16 protein-coding genes and 3 pseudogenes are annotated in these 23592 nt (G+C 62.4%); 14 read left to right on the top strand and 5 right to left on the bottom strand.

Translation table 11 applies throughout. The features are described 5' to 3' along the window. Positions 1-230: 230 nt before the first annotated feature. The 7 genes from R4P65_RS30375 to R4P65_RS30345 all read left to right on the top strand — a co-directional run bounded on the left by R4P65_RS30375 (position 231) and on the right by R4P65_RS30345 (position 4544). Positions 231-500, top strand: a complete 270-nt coding sequence (locus R4P65_RS30375) for a metal-sensitive transcriptional regulator (RefSeq protein ID WP_317829257.1) — start codon at positions 231-233, stop codon at positions 498-500. Between the two features lie 48 nt (positions 501-548). Continuing rightward, complete coding sequence (locus tag R4P65_RS30370; RefSeq protein WP_317829256.1) at positions 549-776, top strand: DUF2892 domain-containing protein; 228 nt, start codon at positions 549-551, stop codon at positions 774-776. Between the two features lie 40 nt (positions 777-816). Further along, positions 817-1224, top strand: a complete 408-nt coding sequence (locus R4P65_RS30365; RefSeq protein ID WP_136472288.1) for a DUF302 domain-containing protein — start codon at positions 817-819, stop codon at positions 1222-1224. Between the two features lie 52 nt (positions 1225-1276). After that, entirely contained in the window at positions 1277-2056 is a 780-nt protein-coding gene (locus R4P65_RS30360; protein ID WP_317829255.1) for a sulfite exporter TauE/SafE family protein, read from the top strand. A gap of 398 nt (positions 2057-2454) precedes the next feature. Then, a complete protein-coding gene (locus R4P65_RS30355) occupies positions 2455-2955 on the top strand; it encodes a DUF2231 domain-containing protein (protein ID WP_317829254.1) in 501 nt (166 codons plus the stop codon). A 36-nt stretch (positions 2956-2991) separates the two neighbouring features. Beyond that, positions 2992-3783 (top strand): acyl-[acyl-carrier-protein] thioesterase, encoded by a 792-nt coding sequence (locus R4P65_RS30350; protein ID WP_317829253.1) that lies wholly within the window; start codon positions 2992-2994, stop codon positions 3781-3783. Further along, entirely contained in the window at positions 3780-4544 is a 765-nt protein-coding gene (locus R4P65_RS30345) for a VIT family protein (RefSeq protein WP_317829252.1), read from the top strand. The genes R4P65_RS30350 and R4P65_RS30345 overlap by 4 nt, the downstream gene beginning before the upstream one ends. A gap of 305 nt (positions 4545-4849) precedes the next feature. Here the strand turns inward: R4P65_RS30345 and R4P65_RS33260 are convergent. The 5 genes and pseudogenes from R4P65_RS33260 to R4P65_RS30320 all read right to left on the bottom strand — a co-directional run. Further along, positions 4850-5014, bottom strand: a pseudogene (locus tag R4P65_RS33260) (multicopper oxidase domain-containing protein); the annotation flags it as partial. A gap of 263 nt (positions 5015-5277) precedes the next feature. Further along, on the bottom strand, positions 5278-5463 hold the full coding sequence (locus R4P65_RS30335; RefSeq protein ID WP_317829250.1) for a hypothetical protein: 186 nt from the start codon (positions 5461-5463) through the stop codon (positions 5278-5280). 1344 nt (positions 5464-6807) lie between these two features. Further along, positions 6808-6966 carry a hypothetical protein gene (locus R4P65_RS30330; RefSeq protein WP_317829249.1) on the bottom strand — a complete coding sequence of 53 codons (159 nt, stop codon included), beginning with the start codon at positions 6964-6966 and terminating at the stop codon, positions 6808-6810. Positions 6967-7295: 329 nt separating this feature from the next. Beyond that, positions 7296-7927 (bottom strand): annotated as a pseudogene (locus R4P65_RS30325) (enoyl-CoA hydratase-related protein). Positions 7928-8008: 81 nt separating this feature from the next. Continuing rightward, the gene (locus tag R4P65_RS30320) at positions 8009-8383 is read right to left on the bottom strand and encodes a hypothetical protein (RefSeq protein WP_317829248.1); all 375 of its coding nucleotides are present in this window, start codon (positions 8381-8383) and stop codon (positions 8009-8011) included. Positions 8384-9306: 923 nt separating this feature from the next. Between R4P65_RS30320 and R4P65_RS30315 the strand changes: the two genes are divergently transcribed. From R4P65_RS30315 to R4P65_RS30290, 7 genes and pseudogenes are all read left to right on the top strand, one after another. Then, positions 9307-14862, top strand: a complete 5556-nt coding sequence (locus R4P65_RS30315) for a carboxyl transferase domain-containing protein (RefSeq protein ID WP_317829247.1) — start codon at positions 9307-9309, stop codon at positions 14860-14862. A 69-nt stretch (positions 14863-14931) separates the two neighbouring features. Further along, positions 14932-15189 (top strand): annotated as a pseudogene (locus R4P65_RS33255) (tyrosine-protein phosphatase); the annotation flags it as partial. A gap of 194 nt (positions 15190-15383) precedes the next feature. Then, a complete protein-coding gene (locus tag R4P65_RS30310; protein ID WP_317829246.1) occupies positions 15384-16316 on the top strand; it encodes a LysR family transcriptional regulator in 933 nt (310 codons plus the stop codon). Between the two features lie 81 nt (positions 16317-16397). Then, on the top strand, positions 16398-18086 hold the full coding sequence (locus R4P65_RS30305) for an AMP-dependent synthetase/ligase (protein ID WP_317829245.1): 1689 nt from the start codon (positions 16398-16400) through the stop codon (positions 18084-18086). Between the two features lie 147 nt (positions 18087-18233). Then, positions 18234-19469, top strand: coding sequence for an NAD(P)/FAD-dependent oxidoreductase (locus R4P65_RS30300; RefSeq protein WP_317829244.1), 1236 nt, complete (start codon positions 18234-18236; stop codon positions 19467-19469). Further along, positions 19466-20071: an SGNH/GDSL hydrolase family protein gene (locus tag R4P65_RS30295; RefSeq protein ID WP_317829243.1), complete on the top strand. Its 606-nt coding sequence runs from the start codon at positions 19466-19468 to the stop codon at positions 20069-20071. Before R4P65_RS30300 ends, R4P65_RS30295 begins: the two co-directional genes overlap by 4 nt. A 47-nt stretch (positions 20072-20118) precedes the next feature. Then, a partial coding sequence (locus R4P65_RS30290; protein WP_317829242.1) for a beta-ketoacyl synthase N-terminal-like domain-containing protein occupies positions 20119-23592 on the top strand: 3474 nt, incomplete at its 3' end.

The raw sequence follows: 23592 nt of genomic DNA, 5'->3' as shown, positions 1-23592 counted from the left end.
CAGTCCTGATCCGGCTCATCCTGTTGCCGGTGCTCCTGCGGTTGACCGGACATGCCGCGTGGTGGTCCCCGGCGTGGTTGCGAAAGGTATTGCCCAACATAAGTTTTTCGCACTGACAGGGTCCGGGGGTGGTTCGGCAGCTGTGACGCACAGATCTCCCGAACCACCCCCCTGGACATACCCATAGGGGTATATTTGAGGTTGCTGATTCACCTTCGGAAGGAAATCCCATGGTCGGCGACGACGACAGCATCGCATTGGTACTCAACCGGCTCCGCCGTGCTCACGGTCAACTCGCCGGAGTGATCTCGATGATCGAACAGGGCCGCGACTGCAAGGACGTGGTCACCCAACTCGCTGCGGTGTCGAGTGCATTGGATCGCGCAGGCTTCAAGATTGTCGCTACCGGTCTGCGTGAATGTATGACCGGTGATACTGCGAACGGCAAGGAACCGATGACCGAAGGCGAACTCGAAAAGCTCTTCCTCGCGCTCGCCTGAGGCCGAGGCGACGATCGGGGACAACGAACGGAAAGGACGACACAGATCATGACAGCTCTCCCTCGGCACCACGGCTGGACCATCGAACGGATCGTTCCCCTGCTGGGCGGGGTGGTCGTCCTGCTCAGTGTGGCGCTTACCCTCATCTTCTCCATCTGGTGGCTGCTTCTCACCGCATTCGTCGCCGCGAATCTCCTGCTCTACAGCGCAGTGGGGTGGTGCCCGATGAGCCTGATACTTCAACGCCTCGGCATCCCACGTCTCGGCGCCCGGTGACCGATCCCAGACCCCCAATCCCGGAAAAAGGACGTAGATCATGCAACTCGCTCTCACGACCACCCTGAACACCACCTTCGACGACGCCGTCGAACGCACCCGCAAAGCCCTGGCCGATCAGGGCTTCGGGATACTCACCGAGATCGACATGAAAGCGACCCTCAAAGCCAAACTCGACGAAGACATCGAGGATTACCTCATCCTCGGCGCCTGCAACCCGCCATTGGCGCATCGCGCCGTCGACGTCATGCGTCAGATCGGACTACTGCTGCCGTGCAACGTCGTCGTGCGCGCCGACCGCACCGCAACGAACAGCGTCATCGTCGACGCGATGAACCCCGCCCTCATGGCCGAGGTCACCGGCGAGCCGGCGCTGCAGGCAGTCGCCGACCAAGCGAGCACCCGACTGCAAGCTGCGCTCGATTCACTTACCACGCATCCACACTGACTCGTGACAACGTAGAAAATCCCCGACCGCCGATGAACGGAAACGGATTCCGATGACCCTCGCAATCGCGCTCGCGGCCGGCGCTGTCATCGGCATCCTTCTCGGACTCCTCGGCGGCGGCGGATCCATCCTCGCCGTACCGGTGCTGGTGTTCGGCCTCGGCCTCGACATCGACCAGGCGATCCCGATCTCACTGATCGTGGTCGGCGTCGCTTCTGCCGTCGGAGCCATCCCGAAAGTGCGTGCCCACCTGGTGCAGTGGCGGCTGGCCGCCGTGTTCGCCGCTGCAGGTATCCCCGCAACCTTCCTTGGTAGTGCCCTCGGGCGACTGCTCCCGCAGTCCGTTGTGATGATCGGGTTCGCCGCGGTCATGATCGTAGCCGGTGCTCGTATGCTTGCCGACCGCGGCGATATTGGGACCGCCTGCCGCATAGGTGATTCCGGTATCAATTGGCGTCGCTGCGCACCTCGTGCGATCCCAGCCGGATTCGCCGTCGGCGTTCTGACCGGACTCTTCGGCGTCGGCGGTGGATTCCTCATCATCCCCGCCCTTGTCCTGATGTTGGGAATAGACATGCAGATCGCGATCGGAACCTCGCTTCTGATCATCGTCGCGAACTCCGCCGCCGGGTTGATCTCACATCTCGGAAGTGGCGTCGCCATCGATCCGGCCATCACGATCAGTTTCACCGGAGCTGCGATCGTTGCCTCCTTGGTCGCCGGACGATTCGGCAACCGCGTCAACACCGGCACACTCCAGCGCTGGTTCGCATACCTGGTCTTCGCCGTTGCCGCCTACATTCTGCTCGACACACTCGCACTGAGCCGCTGAGGTGGTGGATTCGAAACCGGCGGGGCCGCCCCCGTTCCGGGTGTGCAGCCAGTCGTGGGTGAGTGTCATGACCAGTTCGCCCAGGATGACCTGGTGTTTGGGGTGACGACGCTCGATGAGCAGGGTGCCGGCTGCGCGGTCGATGTCGTCGAGTCGGAGGTCACGTATCCCGGTGATACCAAGTGCATGGACTGCGACGATAGGCCGTTCACGTGGCGCGTGTGGTCGAGCAAACCGTGGAGACGGTCGGGAAGTGGGCGGGGACCTTTCACTCTGCTTGCACCGGTGAAGGGCTAGGCTTCCACCGAGAACTCTCCAAGAATCGGTCGATACGTTGAATCAGAACCGTGTGACACACGGTTGATTGCCTCGTCGGTGCATGAGATCGGAGATCATCTATGGGGTTGACCACGATCGGCGGCCTACCCGCACACCCACTTCTCGTCCACCTCGTCGTTGTCCTCGTGCCGATCTCGGCGCTCCTGCTCGTTCTCGCGGTGTGTTGGCCTGCTGCAAGAATCCGATTGGGACTGGCACCAGCAGTGATTGCGCTAATCACGCTCATAGCGGTGCCGGTCACCACCGATGCCGGTGAATGGCTCGAAAAACAAATCCCCGAAGATCCCTTGGTGCAGGCACACGCCGAATTGGGTGATCAGATGCTGTTCTGGTCGATCGGAGTGTTCGTCCTCGCGGCCACATGGTGGATCCTTCATTCGACACGATTTGCGGCGTGGCGAGCCGACCCTCCCGATACCTCGACCTCGCCGAAGGTGTGGCGGGTTGTCGTCATCGCGGTCGCTGCCCTATCCGTTCTCGTCGCTGCCGGCTCGGTTCTGCAGGTATATCGGATCGGCGAGAGCGGAGCCAAGGCCGTGTGGAGTGACCAACTCGGATAGACCCGCCGAGAACAAACAACGAAAAGAGCTCTGCCCGTGACAACCTCGGCATCACAGACGTCAACCAACCGCGGAGGGTCGCGGTTCGATCCGCTCGCACCCTACCCTTCGAAGGGTGCAGTCTTCAGTAACTCGTGGCCTGTTCGTACCGGAGACATCCATCCGGACCGAACCCTACGACTCGACGCCGTAGCCCGCTACCTGCAAGATCTGGGTTTCGACAACCTCGAAGCAAACGGCGCAGCCCAGACTCACCCCCTGTGGGTGGTGCGGCGAACGGTCATCGACGTCATCAGACCGATCACGTGGCCCGATACCGTGCGATTGCATCGATGGTGTTCCGCACTGTCGAGCCGCTGGTGCACCATGCGAGTGCGCATCGAGTCAGATGGCGGCGGGCTGATCGAAACCGAAGGATTTTGGATCAACATCAATCCCCGAAACGGGATGCCGTCTCGAATCAGCGATGACTTCCTGGTGCCGCTCGCGACGACAACCGACGAGCATCGGCTGACCTGGCGTCGGTGGATCACCGACGTAGCGCCGGACACTGCAGGTCGCGAATTCTGTTTACGGTCCAGTGATATCGATCCATTCGATCACGTCAATAACGCCGTCTACTGGCAGCCGGCCGAGACGTCGTGGATGACGCATCCGTCCCTGCCGCAGGCGCCGTATCGAGCTGTTCTCGAATACATGAAACCCATCACCATCGACGAGACAGTCGAGATCCGAACCACCCATCACGCAGAAACGAGTACCGCCTGGTTCGTGTGCGACGGCGATGCCCGTGCCGCTGCGCAGTTCATGAAACTCGCACGCTCATGACAGATTCGCCTGACTCCTCGAACCCCGACGGAGCCGACAACACCGGTGAGAACCGTCAACCGTCTCACGACGAACCACATACCGGTGACGTCTCCTCGCGGCTGAACTGGCTGCGCGCCGGCGTACTCGGGGCCAACGACGGCATCGTCTCCGTCGCCGGCCTCGTCGTCGGAGTCGCAGCTCTCTCGCCCGACCGCGGCCCGATCCTGACCGCCGGAGTCGCGGGACTCGTCGCCGGTGCTGTTTCGATGGCCCTCGGCGAATACGTCTCGGTGAGCACTCAGCGTGACACCGAACGCGCCCTGTTGGAGAAAGAACGCCGCGAACTCGAGCAGACACCCGGAGCGGAACTCGACGAATTGACCGCCATGTATCAGGCCAGGGGTTTGAGCGAAGAAACAGCCCACAAGGTCGCGGAGGAATTGACCGCGCACGACGCCTTCGCTGCACACGTCGACATCGAACTCGGGATCGACCCCGACGCGTTGACGAATCCGATTTCGGCAGCCCTCTCATCTGCACTGTCGTTCACGGTGGGTGCGCTGCTTCCTCTGATCGCGATACTCGCTCCACCAGCGGGGGCCCGAATTCCTGTCACGTTCGTCGCGGTCCTGCTTGCGTTGGCTCTGACCGGGGCGGTGAGTGCGCGTCTGGGCGGAGCGAATTCCCGTCGCGCGGTGGTTCGTGTGGTTCTGGGCGGGGCCCTGGCGATGATCATCACGTATGCCGTAGGGCAACTGCTCGGTGTCGCGGGGATCTGACGGGGGCGACTTATTCGGGATGGCGCATCTGCGCAGTCCGTGGCGCAGATGCATCTAGACCCGGCGAGTCAGCTGGTGTTCGAGCGGACGCCGGGCCGATCAAAGCGTGTCTTTCTGTGTCACGTCGGCATATTCATCGGTGGCATCATGCCCATGTGATGTAGACACATCATCATCATGTGCAACATGTCCATCGGGTTCATTCCCATTGATCTCACCTCCTCGGGTGATCGAGATCCGGCCCGAGACGGGCCGAAGGGAGTGGGGCGCACGTCACCGACTGCATGTGGCGTCGCCCCGGCCGGTCAGTTGACGTAGTCCAGACGTGTCATCATTCCGAATTTTTGTTGATATCCGTTGTGGCAGTGCAACGTCCAACTTCCCGGGTTGTCCGCCACGAGATCGACGGCGACTGATTCCATCGGCTTGACGATGGCAGTGTCCTTCCGCGGTCGGGGTGTGCCGCCGGCGTTGTTATAGGCCGGGCGCCGTTGATGGTGAAACTCGCCCTCGAACCCACCATCGAAAGCGGCCAGGCATCGGCGACCCGGCGAGAAAACGTCGACCTCTTGACCTGTATCGAAGACACAGTCACAGCACACCTGAATTCCGTCGCCGCATAAGACAGCGAGAGCGCCTGAAAGTGATCCGGCCGACGTCGGGCGACAGATATTCGCTGGCGATGTCATCGAAACTTCTTGTCAATCAATGTCTATGCAGCGTCTTGGCAGAGTCAGACGAGCAGACTGACGGAGAACAACACGAGGGTGAGTGCCGCAGTTGCCTCGGCGGCGCGGAAGAATAGTCGGTTCTGGTCGTGGCCGTGGAATGTCAGCGAGGTGATCTGTAGTGACAGGGATAGCATTCCGCTGCCGACAGCGCTGAGTGCGAGAATCTGAGAAAGCGATATCAATGACATCCAACTTTGTTGACAATCAACGTAACTGAGAATCATTCGTGTTGTCCGCGAGGAGATTTCGCACCTGCGCTACTGAAACTGCCTACATCGGCGTCTCTCTAAGGAAGTGATTCTTGCCTTCGGAACTCACTCGTTGAGTAAGGGCGTTTCTCCGGCGCCTCCTGTTCGTCACGACCTCCCTATTTGATGTGGCACATATGGAGAGAGGCGGTGCGATGGCGCCGGAAATGGTGGTCAGTGCTGCGTATTCAGTGTGGGGGTGTTGGGGTCGGCAGGTAGGGGAAGCGAGATGACGATTCATCAATGTTGCGGCGTGGCCGTAGTAGTCGAATGCGATGAGTAGATCGGCGTGTCGGTCAATTTTGTGACAGTTGCGCACTGCGGCAACGCTTTCGGAAAATCGTGGACCGTTGAACAGTGTTGCCCGGGCCTCCGCGCTGGTGTGGGTCCGGTGCAGGTCGTGCACGATTTCCTGCTTTCGTTCCAAAGTCGGACTCCCGGCCGTCCTGCGAGTGAAATGGATTCGCCTGCAACCCCGGTGTTCACGCAGACGCGGTCTGGTGGCGCGTTGCCGGCACGGCGCCAACGCGGGTGAGGTCTTCGTCCAAAGCTCGGAAGCAACTCCCGTCATGGTCAGGGATGCCGAGTGGTCGTGGTCACGGATTGTCACTACGAACCTTTCCTTGATACTCGGAGGCGCAGATAGCTGACGACTAACTACAATTTAGGTGTAATGCGCTGTACATCCAAAATATCACTTCCGGCAACAGGGTGTTGACGCCCTTACGTGTTCTGGTATCTATGCATTCCCAGATGGTGGGTAGTTTTTCAAGGACAGGACCTTTAGCACTGTTCGATGTCTGCGAAATGTGCGACTTGAACAAGAGTTCGCTGAGGTATAACTTGCACGTCATGTGGCTGCGCTGCTGTCGGAGAATGAGAGTGTGCGTTGCATCTGCGGATCAAAGGCGGGGTTGAGTGGTAGGGCATACGTTGTGTGCTTGTCGTCAACTGCTACTCCGTCGAGGCTGGCGAAGCAGTCGCACTCACCTTCCGCTGACATTCAGCTCCTGTCAGCGGAACGCTGACTGGCCTAACGCACAATATGATCTGCGGTACAACATATTTCGGCTTTATCCCCTAATGTCTTCCGGAACAGTAGGGGCGGCGATGTTCGTGTGAGAGTTGCACGGGGGAGAAGCCGGCACGTGATTGGCCAGCTGTCGTGAATGAATCGCAACCAATTGAGTGTTTCGCGGAGATCGCCACATTCTGCTCTGCGTACGTTTTGATGTACCTCGAAAGGATGTGTACCGGCATGTATTCGTCGCGTAACGCGGTCGTTCAGAGATCTTGTTCGGCGATCGGGGTTCCGGGTCCGTGTGCGAAGGCGGCCGAGCGATGAGTGAGGTGCGGGTGAGATTCGACGGCGCCCACGCCGATATGGGTGACCTTGCTCGTAGCGCTCTGCAGCCATTCCTCGACAGCGTGTATCGCAGTCACTGCTGGAAACCGCTACCGGAAGTGGAGGAAATCCTCAGACGGGCGGGCCGCGGTGCGTTCGTGAGGGACAATATCGACATGTTCGCCCGATACATCGCCGCAGGAGACCGCCCCGTGCTCACAGGTTAAGGGAATAGTGAAGTTCAGTATCGTCAGACGATATTCGTCATGGCGGTGAATTTTGCGGTGATGACCATCCTTCATGTTTCGTGCGGACAAACGGGATCTCTCGGGTGTTGTCAAGTTGACGACGCCACCGGATCATTCCAGACCAGTGGATTTCAACTACTTGACAGCGCCGTCAGCGGCGTCGCCGCCTGCGTTCTTCATCATTTCGCGGTCCATTCTGGCGCGCGCTTCTCGATGAAAGCGGTGATGCCCTCTACTGCGTCCGCTGTCGCAGCGAGGAGATCGAGCTCTCTCTTGTTTCTCTCCCAGGATTCGTACTCGTGAGTCATGACCCCGTCTGTAATGCCGCGAGCCATTCGCTTCGATGCTCGTACCGCCAGGGGAGCGCCGGATGCACACAGTTCCGCGAGTTCCATTGCGGTACTCAGTACCTCGGCGGGTTGCACCACTCGATTGACCAGACCCCATCTGCATCCTGTGCAGTCAGCATCTGCCCAGTGAGGAGGAGCTCGAGGGCGATATGTTCGGGTAACGCGGAAGCAAGCCGGAATGCCCCACCCGCGCCGGCGATGAGTCCCCGGTGAATTTCCGGCAGGCCGAATGCCGCCTTGCTTGATGCCACGATGAGGTCTGAGGCAAGGGCCAGCTCGGTGCCACCGCCGAAAGCCGAACCGTTCACTGCTGAGATGATCGGCACCGAGATCGGGTGCCGCACAATTCCAGCGAATCCCCAGTCTGCTGTCTCCGGCGGTGTGACGGCGTCCGGCCCACCGGTGGCGAGCGCTTTCAGGTCGGCACCGCCGCAGAACGTGGATTCGCCTGCTCCGGTCAGAACGATGGCACGTATTTCCCGATCCGATTCGGCGAGGTCCCAGGACTCGTCCGCGTTCGAGCGGGTAGCCTGAGTCGCCTTCTACTTCCGTAAGGGGGGCGCGCGGGGTCGGAAAATTTTGCTGCGGGTATCAGGCAAGCGATTGCACAGCCGTGACGGCCAATTCGGAGACCTGCGTTCCCCAATATCTGTTCCAGCTGCTACCGGCACAGCCAGGATCGCGCCCCCGAGTAGTGCGCGCAGACTCTGTTTGTTTGACTGCGGATGGGCGGACTCAACCCGTAGGTTCGCGATGATGTCCTCAACCTCATCGGCATTGGCGAGGCTTTCCGTGATGTACTTTTCGAGCGCGTCGGTCACTGCAAAGATGTCGTCGGCCTGCTCTCCAGCCGAGATAGTCTGAGAGAAATCGGCACTGTCCACAGCATTGTTCGAAGGCCCGTGGTTATTGAACATGTAGGTGTTCGTACTCCGGTGGTGTTCGCTTCCTTCTGCGTCCGGGGGGGCGAAGCGGGAGGATGATTCGCCCGTCGACCATCACGTTTCGTCCGGCGGGCTGGTGTTCGTGTGTGAAAGTTGTTGACTTTGCGGTCAGCTGGTCGATGCCTGCGCGCTATCGTGTTCGATGGTCGATGAAGTTCCTGCGCCGATTTGGCCGGGACGGCGCGATAGACGACGCTGATCGCACGAACGTGATGTGCCCTTCGCGGCGCGCAAGTGGTGGGTGGTCCCCGAGCCTGGAGTGTGCAAAACGATCTTCAATCGATGGAGCACGAGACGATGCTGAAAGCCGGCGTGTACACGGTGGTTGTCGTCGGACGCCCGGTGGAGCGGAGGGCAATCATGCCGACCTCGCATCCCTGGATACAGCGGATTGTATTCGGGTTGTTCCGGTGCACATCGGTGTCGGCGGGGAGGAAGTAAAGCAGTACTCGCTTTTGCGGAGCTATTCACGAACGCAAGCGTTGGCGGATCTTGTTCTGCGCGTGTGTAGTGGACGGGTAGGTCTTGTCGGGCACCTGCTCGGTTTGCGAAAGAGATGTACTCGACGAATTCCACCGCACCGCCAGCCGGTGCGGACAGGCGATGATGGGCCCACGGGAACTCGATGATGGTGTGTGTCTTGAGTGCCACTTCGGCATTTGTCCTGTATGGACCTCTGATGCATCGTTCGGTTCGTAGCGCGGGTCGGCTTGGGCGGAGCGCACCACTTGGGTTCGGGGTTGCCCGTCGCGTGATCCAGTGCAACGCGCGAATCACCGACAGTGCGACCGGGCGTTCCGTTTTTGGTCGGTGCGCCGGGCGGGGTGCTACCGATGCCTCCGCACGAGCCCGAAGACCGACATTGTTCGATACCTTCTGACGAATCAAGGAATGTGATGTTCAAGAGGATTGCAGTAGTCAACAGGGGTGAGGCGGCAGTACGCCTGATCAGGGCAGTCAACGAACTTAACGCCGAGCACGGCTACGGCATTCGGACGGTCGCCCTGCATACCGAGGTGGAGCGACGCGCAATGTTCGTCAGGAAGGCCGACGAGGCAGTGACCCTGCGCGAACCCCAGGTGGGGTCCGCTTACCTCGACCACAGTGAACTCGAGCGTGCGCTCGTCGAGTCCAGCGCGGACGCGGTGTGGGTCGGCTGGGGATTCGTTGCGGAGGACCCCGCGTTCGCGGATATCTGCGCGCGTCTGAACATCACCTTCATCGGGCCGTCGGGCGACGCCATGCGCCTGCTCGGCGACAAGGTCGCGGCCAAACTCCTCGCCGAACGCGTCGGGGTTCCTGTGGCACCGTGGAGCGGTGGACCGGTCGAGACCCGTGCGGATGCGCGTCGGCACGCACAGGCCATCGGTTATCCCCTCATCATCAAGGCTCGTAGCGGCGGCGGCGGCCGCGGCATCCGCAAGGTCTTCGAAGAGAGCGAACTCGAACTCGCACTCGAACGCACCCAAGGTGAGGCCAAACGGTCGTTCGGCGACCCGGTCGTGTTTATCGAGCGCCTGGTGACCGATGCCCGCCACGTCGAGGTCCAGATCATCGCCGACAACCACGGCAACGTGTGGGCCCCCGGCGTACGCGACTGCTCGATCCAGCGCCGCAACCAGAAGGTCATCGAGGAATCCAGCTCGCCGCTACTGACCCAGGAACAGGCCGATCATCTGCGCGCCGTGTCGAGTGCACTCATCCGAGCTGCGGGCTATGCGGGCGCCGGTACCGTCGAATACCTGTACCAGCCCGAACAGAAGAACTTCACCTTCCTCGAAGTCAACACTCGGCTACAGGTCGAGCACCCCATCACCGAGTTCACCACCGGCATCGACCTGGTCAAGCTGCAGATCCTCGTTGCAGACGGGGACCAGCTCGAGGGCCCGTGTCCGGCCGAGTTCGGTCACGCCGTCGAGGCCCGACTCAACGCCGAAGATGCCGACAACGGCTTCGCGCCCGCACCGGGCAGCGTCGAACTCCTCGAGTTCCCTCTCGGCAGTGGCTTGCGCGTCGATACCGGTATCGCGCAGGGCGACGTCATCCCTCCCGACTACGACTCGATGGTTGCCAAGGTCATCGCCTGGGGACGCGATCGCAACGAGGCCCTCGCCCGACTGCGCAACGCACTACGTGAGACGACAGTCGTCATCGAAGGCGGCACCACCACCAAATCCTTTCTGCTGAACCTGCTCGACCGCGAAGAAGTCATCTCCGCCTCCGCCGATACCGGCTGGCTCGACCGCATCGACGCCGGCACCCCGACGGGCCCCACCGCCCTTGCTGACATCGCACTGATCGCAGCAACGATCGACGCGTACGATGCGGAAGAGGCTCGCGAACGCGCCGGCTTCCTGTCTTCCGCGCGTGGCGGACGACCTCGCGCGAGCCACACCATCGGCCGGACCGTCGAACTGAACTACCAGGGCCATGCCTACAAGTTCGGTGTCGGCCAGATTGCGCCACACCGGTACTGCGTCGACGGTGACAGCGGCGAGTTACAAGTCGATGTCGAGCGCCTCGGCGATTTCAAGAGTCGTCTGGTTCTGGGCAACCGTCGATATCAGATCATCACCGTCGCCGGAGCCGCCCACTTCATTGTCGAGGTCGACGGCATCAGTCATCAGATCAGCCAGGACGAAGCCGGCCTCGTGCGTGCACCTGCACCCGCCGTCGTCGTTGCAGTGCAGGTCGCTGTCGGTGACGACGTCGAAGCCGGTCAGACGCTGGTCGTCCTCGAATCCATGAAGATGGAAACTGCCGTGCGGTCGCCGTACGCGGGACGTGTCCGCGAAGTACTCGCCTCGGTCAACGGCCAGGTCGACTCGGGAGCTGCACTACTTCGCGTCGACCAGGCGGGTGAGCAGAAAGCGTCGCACCTGACTGCTCGTGTTCAGTTTCGCGCGGTGGACGGACCCGAGGGTGAGACACCCCGGTGCAAGGCCCTCGCACAGCTCGACGAGCTGGCTGCACTGATCACCGGCTTCGACGTCAGCGCCTCGCGCGCACAGACATTGCTTTCCGAGTACGAGACTCTGCGCAGTGAGGTTCCCCGCAACGACACCCAGGTCGTCGAGGCAGAGTTGGCCCTGCTCAACACCTTCGCCGACATCTGTGAACTGTCTCGCAATCGCCCGACGATGGACGAGGAGCGTACCGATGAGCGGGTGCACAGCCCACGCGAGCACTTTCACTCGTTCCTGCACTCGCTCGACGTGGACATTCAGGGCTTGCCGGATTCGTTTCGGACCAGGCTCTCCCGGGTCCTCGAGCACTACGACGACGATGCTGTCGACGGCCGGACACCGGAGCTCGAGGAAGCGGTGTACCGCGTCTTCCTCGCACTCCAACGCATGGAGAACCATGTCCCGGTCATCGCCGCACTGCTCGACCACCGGCTCACTGATCCTTCGACGCCACCCGAGGCCACCGCTGCCTTGGCCGAGGTACTCGAACGCCTCATCATCGCCACCCAGGCCCGCTACCCTGTCATCGGCGACTTCGCGCGTAACCTACGTTTCCGAGTCTTCGACGAGCCGCAGATCCGCACTGCCAGGGAAAAGACCTACGACCACGTCCGCGGCAGCCTGAAATATCTTGCCGACAACCCCGACGCCATGGACTACTCGTCCCGAATCGACGCACTCGTCGCAACCCCGCAGCCGCTGATCGGCCTACTCGCACAACGCATTTTCGATCCCGGTGCGCTGCTCGAGGTCATCACTCGCCAATACTACGAGATCCGGACGCTCGAAGATATCAAGTCCTTCGACCGCGATGGCAAGTTCTTTGTCACCGGCAACTTCGACCTTGCTGGCGAACGTATTCAATTAATCACAGCTGCAACCCATTTCGGTAATCTGTCGTCAACCTTGGATGTCGTCGACGATATTGCCGGACCGGACCCTGCGCATCTCGCGGTTGATCTGTACCTGGCATGGCCGGATGCGCCGGCCGATGGGGACGACATCTCGTCAACCATTCATGCCGTGCTGAGTGAGCACCCACGAACGCAAGGCTGGCGTCGTATCACCGTCATTGTCTGCGGAGGCAAAATTCGGTATGTGACACTCCGCCGCACGGGAACCGACGGATCGGAGCCGCTGTCCGAGGACCTGATCATCCGCGACATGCACCCGCTCACCGGGCAGCGCCTGGACCTGTGGCGACTGAAGAACTTCGACGGGGAGCGGCTCCCCACCGCCGCCGGCACCTACCTGTTCCGGCTCACGGCGAAAGCGAACCCGTCGGACGAGCGCCTAATGGCACTCGCCGAGGTACGCAGCGTCACAACGCAACTCGACGAACATGGCAACGTGGTCGCGGTACCGGAGATCGAGCGCACCGTTGCCGCCTGCCTCGACGGCATCCGCCGCACCCAGGCTCAACGCGGTAAGAAGCGGCTCGACGCCAACCGCGTCACTCTCTACGTCTGGCCGGTGCTCGACGTTCCGGAGGACCACCTGGCGTCGATCGCGCGTCACATCGCCCCGTCGACGGTCGGTGCGGGGCTAGAGGAGATCACCCTGATCGCCCGACTCGAGGACGGGGCACGGTCGACACCTCGCGACGTGGCCATCCGGTTCTCGTACCGTTCCGGCGCAGGAATCGTCGCCAAGGTGACGGCCAAGCCGACCGAACCGATGCGTCCGCTCGACGAGTACACGCAGAAGGTTCTGCGTTCGCAAGCACGCGGAACGGTGTACCCCTATGAACTCATTCCGCTGCTCACCGGATCGGGTGGCACGTTCACCGAATACGACTTCGACGTCGCGGGCACCCTCAACCCTGTCGACCGTCCGTACGGCCACAACCCGGCCGGCATCATCACCGGCGTCGTGACCACTCCGAGCGCGCGGTACCCCGAAGGAGTCACCCGCGTCGCGCTCTTCGGTGACCCCACCAAGGCGCTGGGCACCGTCGCGGAGGCCGAATGCTCACGCATCGTCGCCGCGGTCGACCTGGCCGAGAAGATCGGCGCTCCGGTCGAGTGGTTCGCACTGTCTTCCGGTGCCACCATCTCGATGTCGACCGGAACCGAGAACATGGACTGGGTGGCCCGCGGGCTGCGCCGCATCATCACCTTCACCCAGGGCGGCGGCGAGATCAACATCGTCGTCGCCGGAATCAACGTCGGCGCTCAGCCCTACTGGAACGCCGAAGCCACCATGTTGATGCACACCAAGGGCATTCTGGTGATGACTCCGGACAGCGCAATGGTGCTGACCGGCAAGCAGTCTCTCGACTACTCCGGCGGTGTGTCGGCCGAAGACAACTTCGGTATCGGTGGTTACGACCGCGTCATGGGCCCCAACGGCCAGGCTCAGTACTGGGCCCCCGACCTCACCGCGGCGTGCGAGATCCTGTTCCGCCACTACGCACACTCGTACCTCGCTCCCGGCGAACGGTTCCCGAGGCGCGCGGCGACCACGGACCCCGTCGATCGCGACGTGCGTAGCTTCCCGCACACCCACCCGTCAAGCGACTTCACCACCGTCGGCGAAGTCTTCTCGTCGGTCACCAATCCGGATCGCAAGAAGCCTTTCGATATTCGCACCGTGATGCGGGCCGTCGTCGATCAGGATCACTGCGTTCTCGAGCGCTGGGCCGACATGGCCGACGCCGACACCTCCGTCGTGTTCGACGCCCACCTGGCGGGAATCCCGGTCAGCGTGATCGGCATCGAGTCCAGGGCCATCCCCCGTAAGGGCTTGCTCCCCGCCGATGGACCCGACCAATGGACATCAGGAACTTTGTTTCCCAGTTCGTCGAAGAAGACGGCCCGCGCGATCAACGCGGCCAGCGGAAGTCGGCCGCTGGTGGTCCTCGCCAACCTGTCCGGGTTCGACGGCTCGCCCGAGTCGTTACGTACTTTGCAGCTGGAGTACGGCGCTGAAATCGGCCGCGCGATAGTCAACTTCGACGGACCGATCGTCTTCTGCGTCGTCTCGCGGTACCACGGCGGTGCATTCGTCGTGTTCTCCGGAGCTCTCAACGACAACATGGAAGTGCTGGCAGTCGAAGGGTCGTTCGCCTCCGTCTTGGGTGGCGCACCCGCTGCGGCGGTGGTGTTCACTCGCGACGTCAATGCCCGAACCGCAGCGGACCCAGCAGTGAAGGATCTCGAAGCCGAGCTGACCGCGGCGGAGACCGACGCTGACCGTGCTCACCTGCGCGTGGAGCTCGCGTCGACCAGAGTCGATGTGCGCAATGCCAAGCTGGGTGAAGTGGCGGCGGAATTCGAGGCCATCCACAACATCGAGCGTGCGCAGCAGGTCGGCTCGGTGGACCGCATCGTCCCCGCAGCCGAACTGCGACCGCAGATCATAGCGGCCGTCGAACGAGGAATGGCGCGCATTTCATATGTACCTGAGAAGGCGAATGACGTTCTGAAACAATACCTTCCGAATCGGACACATGCGGGAACTACTCCCGACGCGATGCCGCGGTAATATATCCTGATGGCAAAGCCACTTTCTATCAACTGATTTCGATTGTCGGGTGCTTGAAATTTTCGAGACGTCGGTGGCGTCCGTACAGCGGAGGGGGGCCGTTCGGTGCGGGTTGCTTTTAGACCATCGGAGCTGTCGAGGTTGGACGAAGGGAGCCGCACTGAAATGAGACGGCTTGGAGTGGGGCCGGTATCCGATCTTCGTGGCGAGCCTGAAATGTTGAGAGCGGGGCCGATCGACATCCCGAATGCGATCGGCGTCAGCGATTCCGATCTGACCGACGTGAGGGGTACGTTGCTGACTGACGGGCCGAATGACTGCGTGTGATCCTCACCTGGGCCGAACAAACTCTTCGGCAGTAGTCTCGTGCAATCGGTGTCCCCAGCCGCGGTCCGCGAACGCTGAACGCGATCACGAAACCTTCAGCTGACACCGCGGCGGCACCGCACGGTTTCGCTCTGTTTACGTGCAGTTATTTCCTCTCGATAGTGTCATTCCCACGAACTAACTGGGGGAGCACCATGGAGTTCAGGCACCTGATGGCTTTCATCACCATCGCTGAGGAGTTGCATTTCGGGCGAGCTGCGGCTCGGCTTCATATGACGCAACCGTCTCTGAGTGCCCAACTGCAGAAATTGGAGAAGTCTCTGGACGTAATGTTGGTCGCCCGGAACTCGCATGAGGTCAAGTTGACCTCGGCGGGCAAAGAGTTCGTGACCCAAGCACGATTGATCGTTCAACAGGTGGACAAGGCTGCGAGTATCGCGAAGTCGACGGCAGCTGGGCGATCGGGATCGCTCAATGTGGGCTACAACTTCCCGGCTAGCAGGCACATCCTGCCGTACGCATTGGCGAAGATGAGCAAGGAACACCCCGACTTGATGGTCTCTTTGTGGGAAAAGCGAACCGGCCCGCAGCTCTCGGCGTTGGCGGACGGAGTTCTCGACGTCGCTCTTGTCTACGGTCATCCGCACACTGCCGAGTTTCGTCATCGTCGGGTCCTGCATCGGGTTCCCCTTGTCGCGGTGGTGGGCAAAGGGCATGCGTGGGCGGGTCGGCCTGGCGTTCCGTTTGCCGAATTGGCCAACCAGTCGTGCGTGTTGTTCGAACGCGAGCAGTGCCCGGCGATGTACGACTCGATCCTGTCCGCGGCTGCGGACAACAAGATCGCGCTGAAGATCGCCCAGACCGCCGACGATCCGGGTGCAACGGCACACGTCGTGTCGGTCAAACCGCTCGTCGGGTTCGCATCCCTTCCGCGGGCCACCTCGGTGGGAATGGGAGCGGTCGGGGCGAACTCGGTTGCCGTGAAGCTGTTCGACCCAGTTCCGGTCATCGACCTGTACGCCGTCTGGCGCGCCGGTGAAGTGAATCCAGCTGTCGATTCCTTCCTGGATTGCATCGAGCCTCCGGAGAGCGTGAAATGTCCGTCGGAAGTGGGGCTCGCAGTCTGACGTCGTGGATAGGAATATCCATTGGCGCGCAAGGCTTTTGGTCATTGCCGCCCAAGAATTGCACGTGTTGAATCGGTATTCATGAATCCTCAGTCGTTCTCCGGGCCCGGCGTCGAGTTGGCCGAGAAGTCGGGCCTCTCCTCCATCATTTTCGACGCCGCAGACCGGACACCGGGTCGACCGTCCCTACGAGAGCGCGGGCAATCCGAATCGCTGACGTGCCTCGAGGTCGCGGACCGCGTCCGGAGTCTTGCTTCGGCCCTCGTGGAGGCCGGAGTGGGTGCGGGCGAACGCGTCGCCGTGCTCGGCCGCACGAGCCTGGACTGGGTCGTCCTCGACCTGGCGGTGCTGGCTGTCGGTGGTGTCGTGGTGCCCGTGTATCCGACATCCTCCCCAGATCAGATCCGCCACATCGTGGCAGATTCCGGATCCACCCACTTCGCCGCCGAGAGCGAGTTCGATGCCAAACGGCTGAGCGACGCCGGTGCGGCAACGGTGTGGTCGTTCGAGAAGGTGTCACAGTGGTCGCGTTCGACCAGTCGGACCGCCCCCGATGATCGCATCGCCGCAGTCCATCGTGACGATCTCGCGATGATCGTGTACACCAGCGGTACCACCGGGCCGGCCAAGGGCTGCATGCTCAGTCACCGCAACATGTTTGCGGCCGCGGCCAACACAGTTGTTCGGGCCGGTGACATGTTCGGCGGCACCGCGGATGACCAGGCGGTGACCGCGCTGGGACTACCGCTGGCCCACGTGTTCGGACAGACCATTCTGTTCGCAACGCTGTACGGCGGCACGGACACGCACCTCTTGCCAGGTATTCCCGATACGGTTGCGGCGCTGCCGCAGATCAAGCCGACTTTCCTTGCTCTCGTTCCGTACGCCCTCGAGAAGATCCGGAAGGCCGCCCGTCCACACCTCGAAGGCGGTGCGGAGCAAGCTGCGGTGTCGGACGGATTGACACTGCTCGGGTCCGGAAAACAGGCATCGGCCGCTGTTCCCTCGCGGCCAGTGCTCGGCATGCTGGGCGGGCGCCTGCGCTCCGTGATCTCCGGGGGCGCATCGTTGGACGACTCCACCGCCGGGTTCTATGCAGGATTCGGTGTCGATATCCTCAATTGCTACGGAATGACCGAATCCGCAACGGCGGTCACCGTGAACGAGCCGAAGACCAATCGCATCGGAACGGTCGGACGGCCGATACCGGGGACGACCGTGGCCATAGCTCCCGACGGCGAAGTCCTGGTCCGCGGCGCCAACGTCACACGGGGCTACTGGGGTGCCGCAGCGGATCGGTCTCCGGTCGACGCCGACGGCTGGTTGCATACCGGGGACATCGGCGAGCTCGACGATGGCTATCTTCGAATCACGGGGCGTAAGAAAGAGATTCTGGTCACCTCGGGTGGGAAGAACGTGGCGCCCACCCCGCTGGAAGACCGAATTCGGTTGCATCCGTTCGTGAGCAATGCAGTCGTGATCGGAGATGGGCGTTCGTACGTGGTCGCGTTGATCACCCTCGACCCGGCAGCGGTCGGTCTCGACGACGCCCTGGTACGCGCCGAGCTGCAAGCGGCCGTCGACGACGCGAACTCATTGGTCTCGCGTGCCGAGTCGATTCGTCAATTCCGTGTGTTATCAGTTGATTTTACGGTCGATTCCGGATTGCTGACGGCGTCACTGAAATTGAAGCGGGCTGCTATCGAAGCGACGTTCGCCGCCGAGATCGCCGACATCTACGACATGGCCACCCCGCAAACACTTCGATAACACACCTACTGATCCCAGGTCGGCTATAGGGCAGACCGATCGCCCGATGCCGAACCATTCTTCGGACACGCATCGGGTCCCTACGACAGAAACACTGAGATTCGAGAGCACGAGACTCAAAACCGATCGAACAGGAGCGGATTCACTATGTACGACGTCATCGTTGTCGGCGCCAGGGTGTCAGGATCTTCGGTAGCAATGTTGCTCGCACGGAAAGGATATCGAGTACTCGCGGTCGATCGGACGACGTTCCCGAGCGACACGGTCTCGACTCACTACATTCACCAGGCAGGGCTCTCGCGGCTGCAGGACTGGGGACTGTTGGACAAGGTGATCGAGTCCGGCTGCCCGCCGATTCGACACCTGAACTTCTCCTACACCGACATCTCCCTCGACGGGTTCGCAGACCCGATCGACGGCATCGACGCCGTCTACTGCCCGAGACGCACCGTCCTGGACTCGATTTTGGTCGACGGCGCCCGCGAAGCGGGAGTCGAGGTGATCGAGAACTTCACCGTCGACGAACTCGTGATCAGTGACGGTGTCGTGCGGGGAATTCGTGGACACGAGGGTGACGGTCCGGAGCAGGAGTTCCGCAGCTCGATCGTGATCGGCGCGGATGGTGCCAACTCGACCGTCGCGAGCAAAGTCGGCGCGGACATCTACAAGACGTCGCCCGGTGGCTGCTTCATCTACTACTCGTACTATTCCGGGATCGACTGGGGGATGCAGCACCGCACCGGTTTCGGCGAGCAGCAGTTCGCGTCGTGGCCCACCAACGACGGTCTCAGCCTCGTGGCCGTCATGCGCAAGCGCGACCGGTTCCGCGACTTCCGTGCGGACCCCGATGGCGGCATGGAGGAGATCGTCGACGCAGTCGACCCGAAGTACGGTGAAGAATTGCGCGACAGCGCCGTTCGTGAAGAGCCGTTCCGTCCGATGCTCTACCCGGACAACTTCTACCGACGCTCCTTCGGTCCCGGCTGGGCATTGGTCGGCGACGCGGGCTACCACAAGGATCCGTTCACCGGCTGGGGGATTACCGACTCGTTCAAGTACGCAGAGCTGCTCTCCGAGCGCGTACACGAAGGTCTGGCTGGTTCGCGGCCGATGAGCGATGCGCTCGAGGACTACCAGAATACTCGTGACGAACAGAGCGCAGGCACGTACGAATTGACCACCAGTATCTCCGACCTGAAGTTGACGCCGTACTACGACTCGGTCTTCCGTGCAGCGAGCAAGAGTCCGGAGTACACGAAGAAGTTCTTCGGGCTCATCGCCGGAGGTATCCCGGGTGAGGAGTTCTTCTCTCCCACCAATCTCGCCGATCTGTACGCGGAAGTTGACCTTCCGCACGGCGACCGACATCTGACGTCGGCGTGAGCACCGCGACTCTGACCGTCGTCGGCGACAGCTTCGTCGAAGGCCGGGGCGACCCGGTCGAGGGCGGCGGCTTCCGCGGCTGGGTCCCGCGGTTCGCAGGACAAATAGGGCTGCGCGGCGACAAGGCTCGCAACTTCGGCACACACGGCGCCACGACGACACATGTCCTCGATGTGCAGCTTCCCGGTGCGCTTGCGACCCGTTCCTCGCTCTACGGTGTCGTCGTGGGAGTCAACGATCTGGTGAGTGACTACGAACGGCCCCGGTTCGAGGACAACCTGCACGCGATCTTCGACAAGCTGCGTACCGGCGGCGCAACAGTATTCACCGCCACGTACCCGGACATCCCAGCGAGGCTGCCGGTGCCGGACCGGTTCCGGGAACTGCTGCGCGAGCGCTTCACCGAAGCGAACTCCGCACTCGTCGAGGTCACCCGCACCACGGGAACGCTTCTTCTCGACATCGCCGCGTCCCCCCAGTGGGCGGAGGGCGAGATGTGGACCTCCGACGGCCTTCACCCGAGCTCGACCGGCCATCGTGAGTTCGCCGCCTCCGCAGTGGAACTCGTCTACCAGACGACTGCCACCACCCTCGCAGCCTGATATTCGCTCGCCGCACGTCACTTCGCATGAAACCCGAGAGGACCATCGTGACCGCCGAATCCACTACCGGATCCGACATCTTCGAAGACCGTCGACTCGCTCGCAACCCTATTGCGATCGTCGGAATGTCCGGATTGTTCCCGAAAGCCACGAGCCACCGGGAGTACTGGCAGAACATCGTCGACGGTGTCGATTGCACCGAGGAGGTTCCGGCGTCTCGGTGGAGCCTCGACGACTATTTCGACGCCGACAGGACTGCCCCCGACAAGACCTACTCCCGCCGCGGAGCGTTTCTCCCCGATGTCGATTTCGATCCCCTCGAATTCGGATTGCCGCCCAACCAGCTCGAAGTGACGTCGACGATGCAGACGCTCAGTTTGGGCGTTGCTCGTGATCTCCTGATCGACGCCGGCGCGACGGGATCGTCCTGGTACGACCCTGTTCGCACCGGTGTCGTCCTCGGCACGACCGGACCGGTTCCACTGATGCATCCGCTCGCCGCTCGGTTGTCCACGCCAATCCTGAAAGAAGCGGCGCGCAGCTGTGGTCTGTCGACCGAGGACGTCAACGCGATCGCAGACAAGTTCACTGCAGCGTTTGCGCCGTGGGAAGAGAATTCGTTCCCCGGTCTGCTCGCCAACGTGGTCGCGGGTCGCGTCGCCAACCGGTTCGGACTGGGCGGTATCAACTGCACGGTGGATGCGGCGTGTGCCGCCTCGCTCGCAGCGTTGCGGACCGCTGTCGCAGAACTGCTGGACGGTCGAGCCGACACGATGATCACCGGTGGTGTGGACACCGAGAACTCAATTTTCATCTACCTGTGCTTCAGCAAGGTCGGCGCGCTGTCTCCGACCGGGCAGATCAGCCCTTTCTCTGCACAAGCGGACGGCACGCTGCTCGGCGAGGGCATCAGCATGGTTGCGCTCCGCCGTCTGTCGGACGCTCAGCGCGACGGCAACCGTATCTACGCAGTGATCCGTGGCCTCGGCTCATCGAGCGACGGGCGGTCCAAGAGCATCTACGCCCCCCGTGCGGAAGGCCAGCGGATCGCGCTCGACCGCGCCTACGCCGACGCCGAGTGCTCACCTGCCTCGGTCGAATTGTTCGAAGCGCACGCGACCGGTACCGCTGTCGGCGACCGAACGGAAATCGAAGCGCTCGGTGGTTTGTTGCGCGACGCCGGTGACGAGACGTCGTATGCCGCTGTCGGAAGTGTGAAGTCGCAGATCGGCCATACCAAGGGCGCTGCGGGAACCGCGAGTCTCATGAAGCTCGCACTCGGCCTGTACCACAAAGTTCTGCCCGGCACTATCAACGTCGATGCGCCGAACTCCGGAATCGATTCGGACGCAGCGCTGTACGTGAACACCGCGACGCGCCCGTGGATTCGTGACCCGCAGCGACCGGTGCGCCGCGCTGCGGTGTCGGCGATGGGATTCGGTGGCACCAACTTCCATGTCGTACTCGAGGAGAGCAACGCGCCCCGCGCGGACGTACGCCCGCTGCACTGCGTGCCCCGTGTTCACGTGTGGCATGCCGCCGATGTCGACTCGCTGATCGAGGCTGTCCGCTCCGGTGAGTCGGTCGACGGCGGCGAGATTCCGAGCGATCATGCGCGACTCGGCTTCGTCGCAGTCGATGACGAGGACGAGGCGCAGCTGCGCGAGCTGGGCGTTGCACAACTGATCCGCAATCGAGAGTCCGAGCAGTGGAGTCATCCGGAGGGTCTGTTCTTCCGCGCGGCTGCACTGCCCCGGATCAAGGTTGGTGCGCTGTTCTCCGGCCAGGGTAGCCAGTACGTCGACATGGGGACCGACGCTCTTCTCAACACGCCGCCGGTTGCCGAGGCGTTCGACCTCGCGAACGTAGCGTTCGCGGACGCTACCGAACGGCTGGGCCGAATCGTGTTCCCACCGCCGGTCTTCGACAACGAGACTCGCGAGCGACACGACGCCACTTTGCGTCGAACGGAATTCGCGCAGCCGGCGATCGGCGCGCTATCGGTTGGGCAGTACCAGTTCTTCCGGGAACTCGGTTTCGAAGCAGATGCTCTGGCCGGCCACAGCTTCGGCGAGCTGACCGCGCTGTGGGCGTCGGGCGCACTCGAGACCGGCGACTACTTCACTCTGGCGCGTGCCCGCGGTGCTGCGATGGCACCGACGTCCGACGAAGACAACGGAACGATGCTCGCAGTCGCTGCCGACCGCTATGTCGTGGACTCGATCGTCCAGGACATCGACGACGTCTGGATCTGCAACCACAATGCGCCCGATCAGGTGGTTGTCGGCGGTGGGCGCGTTGCGATCGACGCGGTGATCGTGTCCGCGGCCGAGCGTGCGGTCGCCACTCGTGAGCTCCCGGTGTCGGCCGCGTTCCACACCCCGTACGTCGCGCACGCGGTCGATGCGTTTGCACCTGCAGTCGACGCTGTCGGTGTCGGAGCACCGTCCATTCCCGTCTACGCGAATTCGCCGGATCGCCAGTACGGATCCGACGCGGCCGAGAACGCCGCGATGCTTGTCGAGCAATTGCTGAAGCCAGTCGAATTCGTCGCGTCGCTCGAAGCGATGCACGCCGACGGGTGCACCGTGTTCGTCGAGTTCGGCCCGAAGAAGGTCCTGACTTCGTTGGTTCATCGCACTCTGGGCGACGACGTGGTTGCCATCGCTACGGATATCGGTCCGCTCGGAAACAGTGACCTCTCGCTCAAGCGTGCGGCCGCTCAATTGATCGTGCTGGGTGTCACGTTGAACCAGGTCAACCGCTACGCCTCTACACCGCCGCCGCCGCGCACCGGGAGCGGTATGACGGTCGCGCTGTCCGCTCCCGAGTACGTGCCGCCGACCCGCCGTGCGGCCTACGCCGATGCACTCGCCGATGGATACCGAGTGTCCGCGCTCACCCCGGCGCACACTCCAGCCGCTGCGTCGACGCCGTCGACTGCTCCCGCTCCGGCTCCTGTCCAGCCCACGCCCGCCCCTCAGGCAACTCGACCCTCGGAGACGACCGTGCCTTCCAACGATCCACGTCCAGCGACAAACGAGTCCTCACCCCTTGCCGCGCACCTCGACACCCATGACCGATACCTCGACGGCCAGCTCGAACTCGCACGCCACCTCGCCGAGGCTCTGAGTACCGACCGGATCGACGACGGATTGATCCGAGCGATCGAAGCGGTCAAAGACCACGGTGTGGCGATCAGTCATAGCCACACCCGTGCGACCGAGGTCCTGGGGCGGATCGCCGAACTGGAGATCGCGGGCGGAATCTCCGACCCCGCTCCGTTCCGGCATGCGACTTCGACCGCATCGATACCGGTTGCGGCGCAGCAGAACACACAGGAAGCTGCACCCGCTGCGATCGCGCCTGCTTCGCCTGCAGTCCCGGTACCGACCGTATCGATCGCTGCGGCCCGGGAGCCGGCTGCTCAGATCCCGACCGTCGTGTCGGTGTCCGAGGAGGCCGCGGGTGTCAGCGCCGACCAACTGCGCAGTGCCCTGCTCGAAGTGGTCGCCGACAAG

This window comes from Rhodococcus sp. IEGM 1318 (assembly GCF_033142465.1).
GTDB lineage: Bacteria > Actinomycetota > Actinomycetes > Mycobacteriales > Mycobacteriaceae > Rhodococcus_F > Rhodococcus_F qingshengii_B.
Note: the sequence above shows the minus strand (reverse complement) of the source record. Positions and strands in the feature narration are given on the sequence as shown.

Coding starts and splice junctions, on each gene's coding strand:
- R4P65_RS30375 (WP_317829257.1), top strand. CDS start 231: ATGGTCGGCGACGACGACAGCATCGCATTGGTACTCAACCGGCTCCGC.
- R4P65_RS30370 (WP_317829256.1), top strand. CDS start 549: ATGACAGCTCTCCCTCGGCACCACGGCTGGACCATCGAACGGATCGTT.
- R4P65_RS30365 (WP_136472288.1), top strand. CDS start 817: ATGCAACTCGCTCTCACGACCACCCTGAACACCACCTTCGACGACGCC.
- R4P65_RS30360 (WP_317829255.1), top strand. CDS start 1,277: ATGACCCTCGCAATCGCGCTCGCGGCCGGCGCTGTCATCGGCATCCTT.
- R4P65_RS30355 (WP_317829254.1), top strand. CDS start 2,455: ATGGGGTTGACCACGATCGGCGGCCTACCCGCACACCCACTTCTCGTC.
- R4P65_RS30345 (WP_317829252.1), top strand. CDS start 3,780: ATGACAGATTCGCCTGACTCCTCGAACCCCGACGGAGCCGACAACACC.
- R4P65_RS30335 (WP_317829250.1), bottom strand. CDS start 5,463: ATGTCATTGATATCGCTTTCTCAGATTCTCGCACTCAGCGCTGTCGGC.
- R4P65_RS30320 (WP_317829248.1), bottom strand. CDS start 8,383: ATGTTCAATAACCACGGGCCTTCGAACAATGCTGTGGACAGTGCCGAT.
- R4P65_RS30315 (WP_317829247.1), top strand. CDS start 9,307: ATGTTCAAGAGGATTGCAGTAGTCAACAGGGGTGAGGCGGCAGTACGC.
- R4P65_RS30310 (WP_317829246.1), top strand. CDS start 15,384: ATGGAGTTCAGGCACCTGATGGCTTTCATCACCATCGCTGAGGAGTTG.
- R4P65_RS30305 (WP_317829245.1), top strand. CDS start 16,398: ATGAATCCTCAGTCGTTCTCCGGGCCCGGCGTCGAGTTGGCCGAGAAG.
- R4P65_RS30300 (WP_317829244.1), top strand. CDS start 18,234: ATGTACGACGTCATCGTTGTCGGCGCCAGGGTGTCAGGATCTTCGGTA.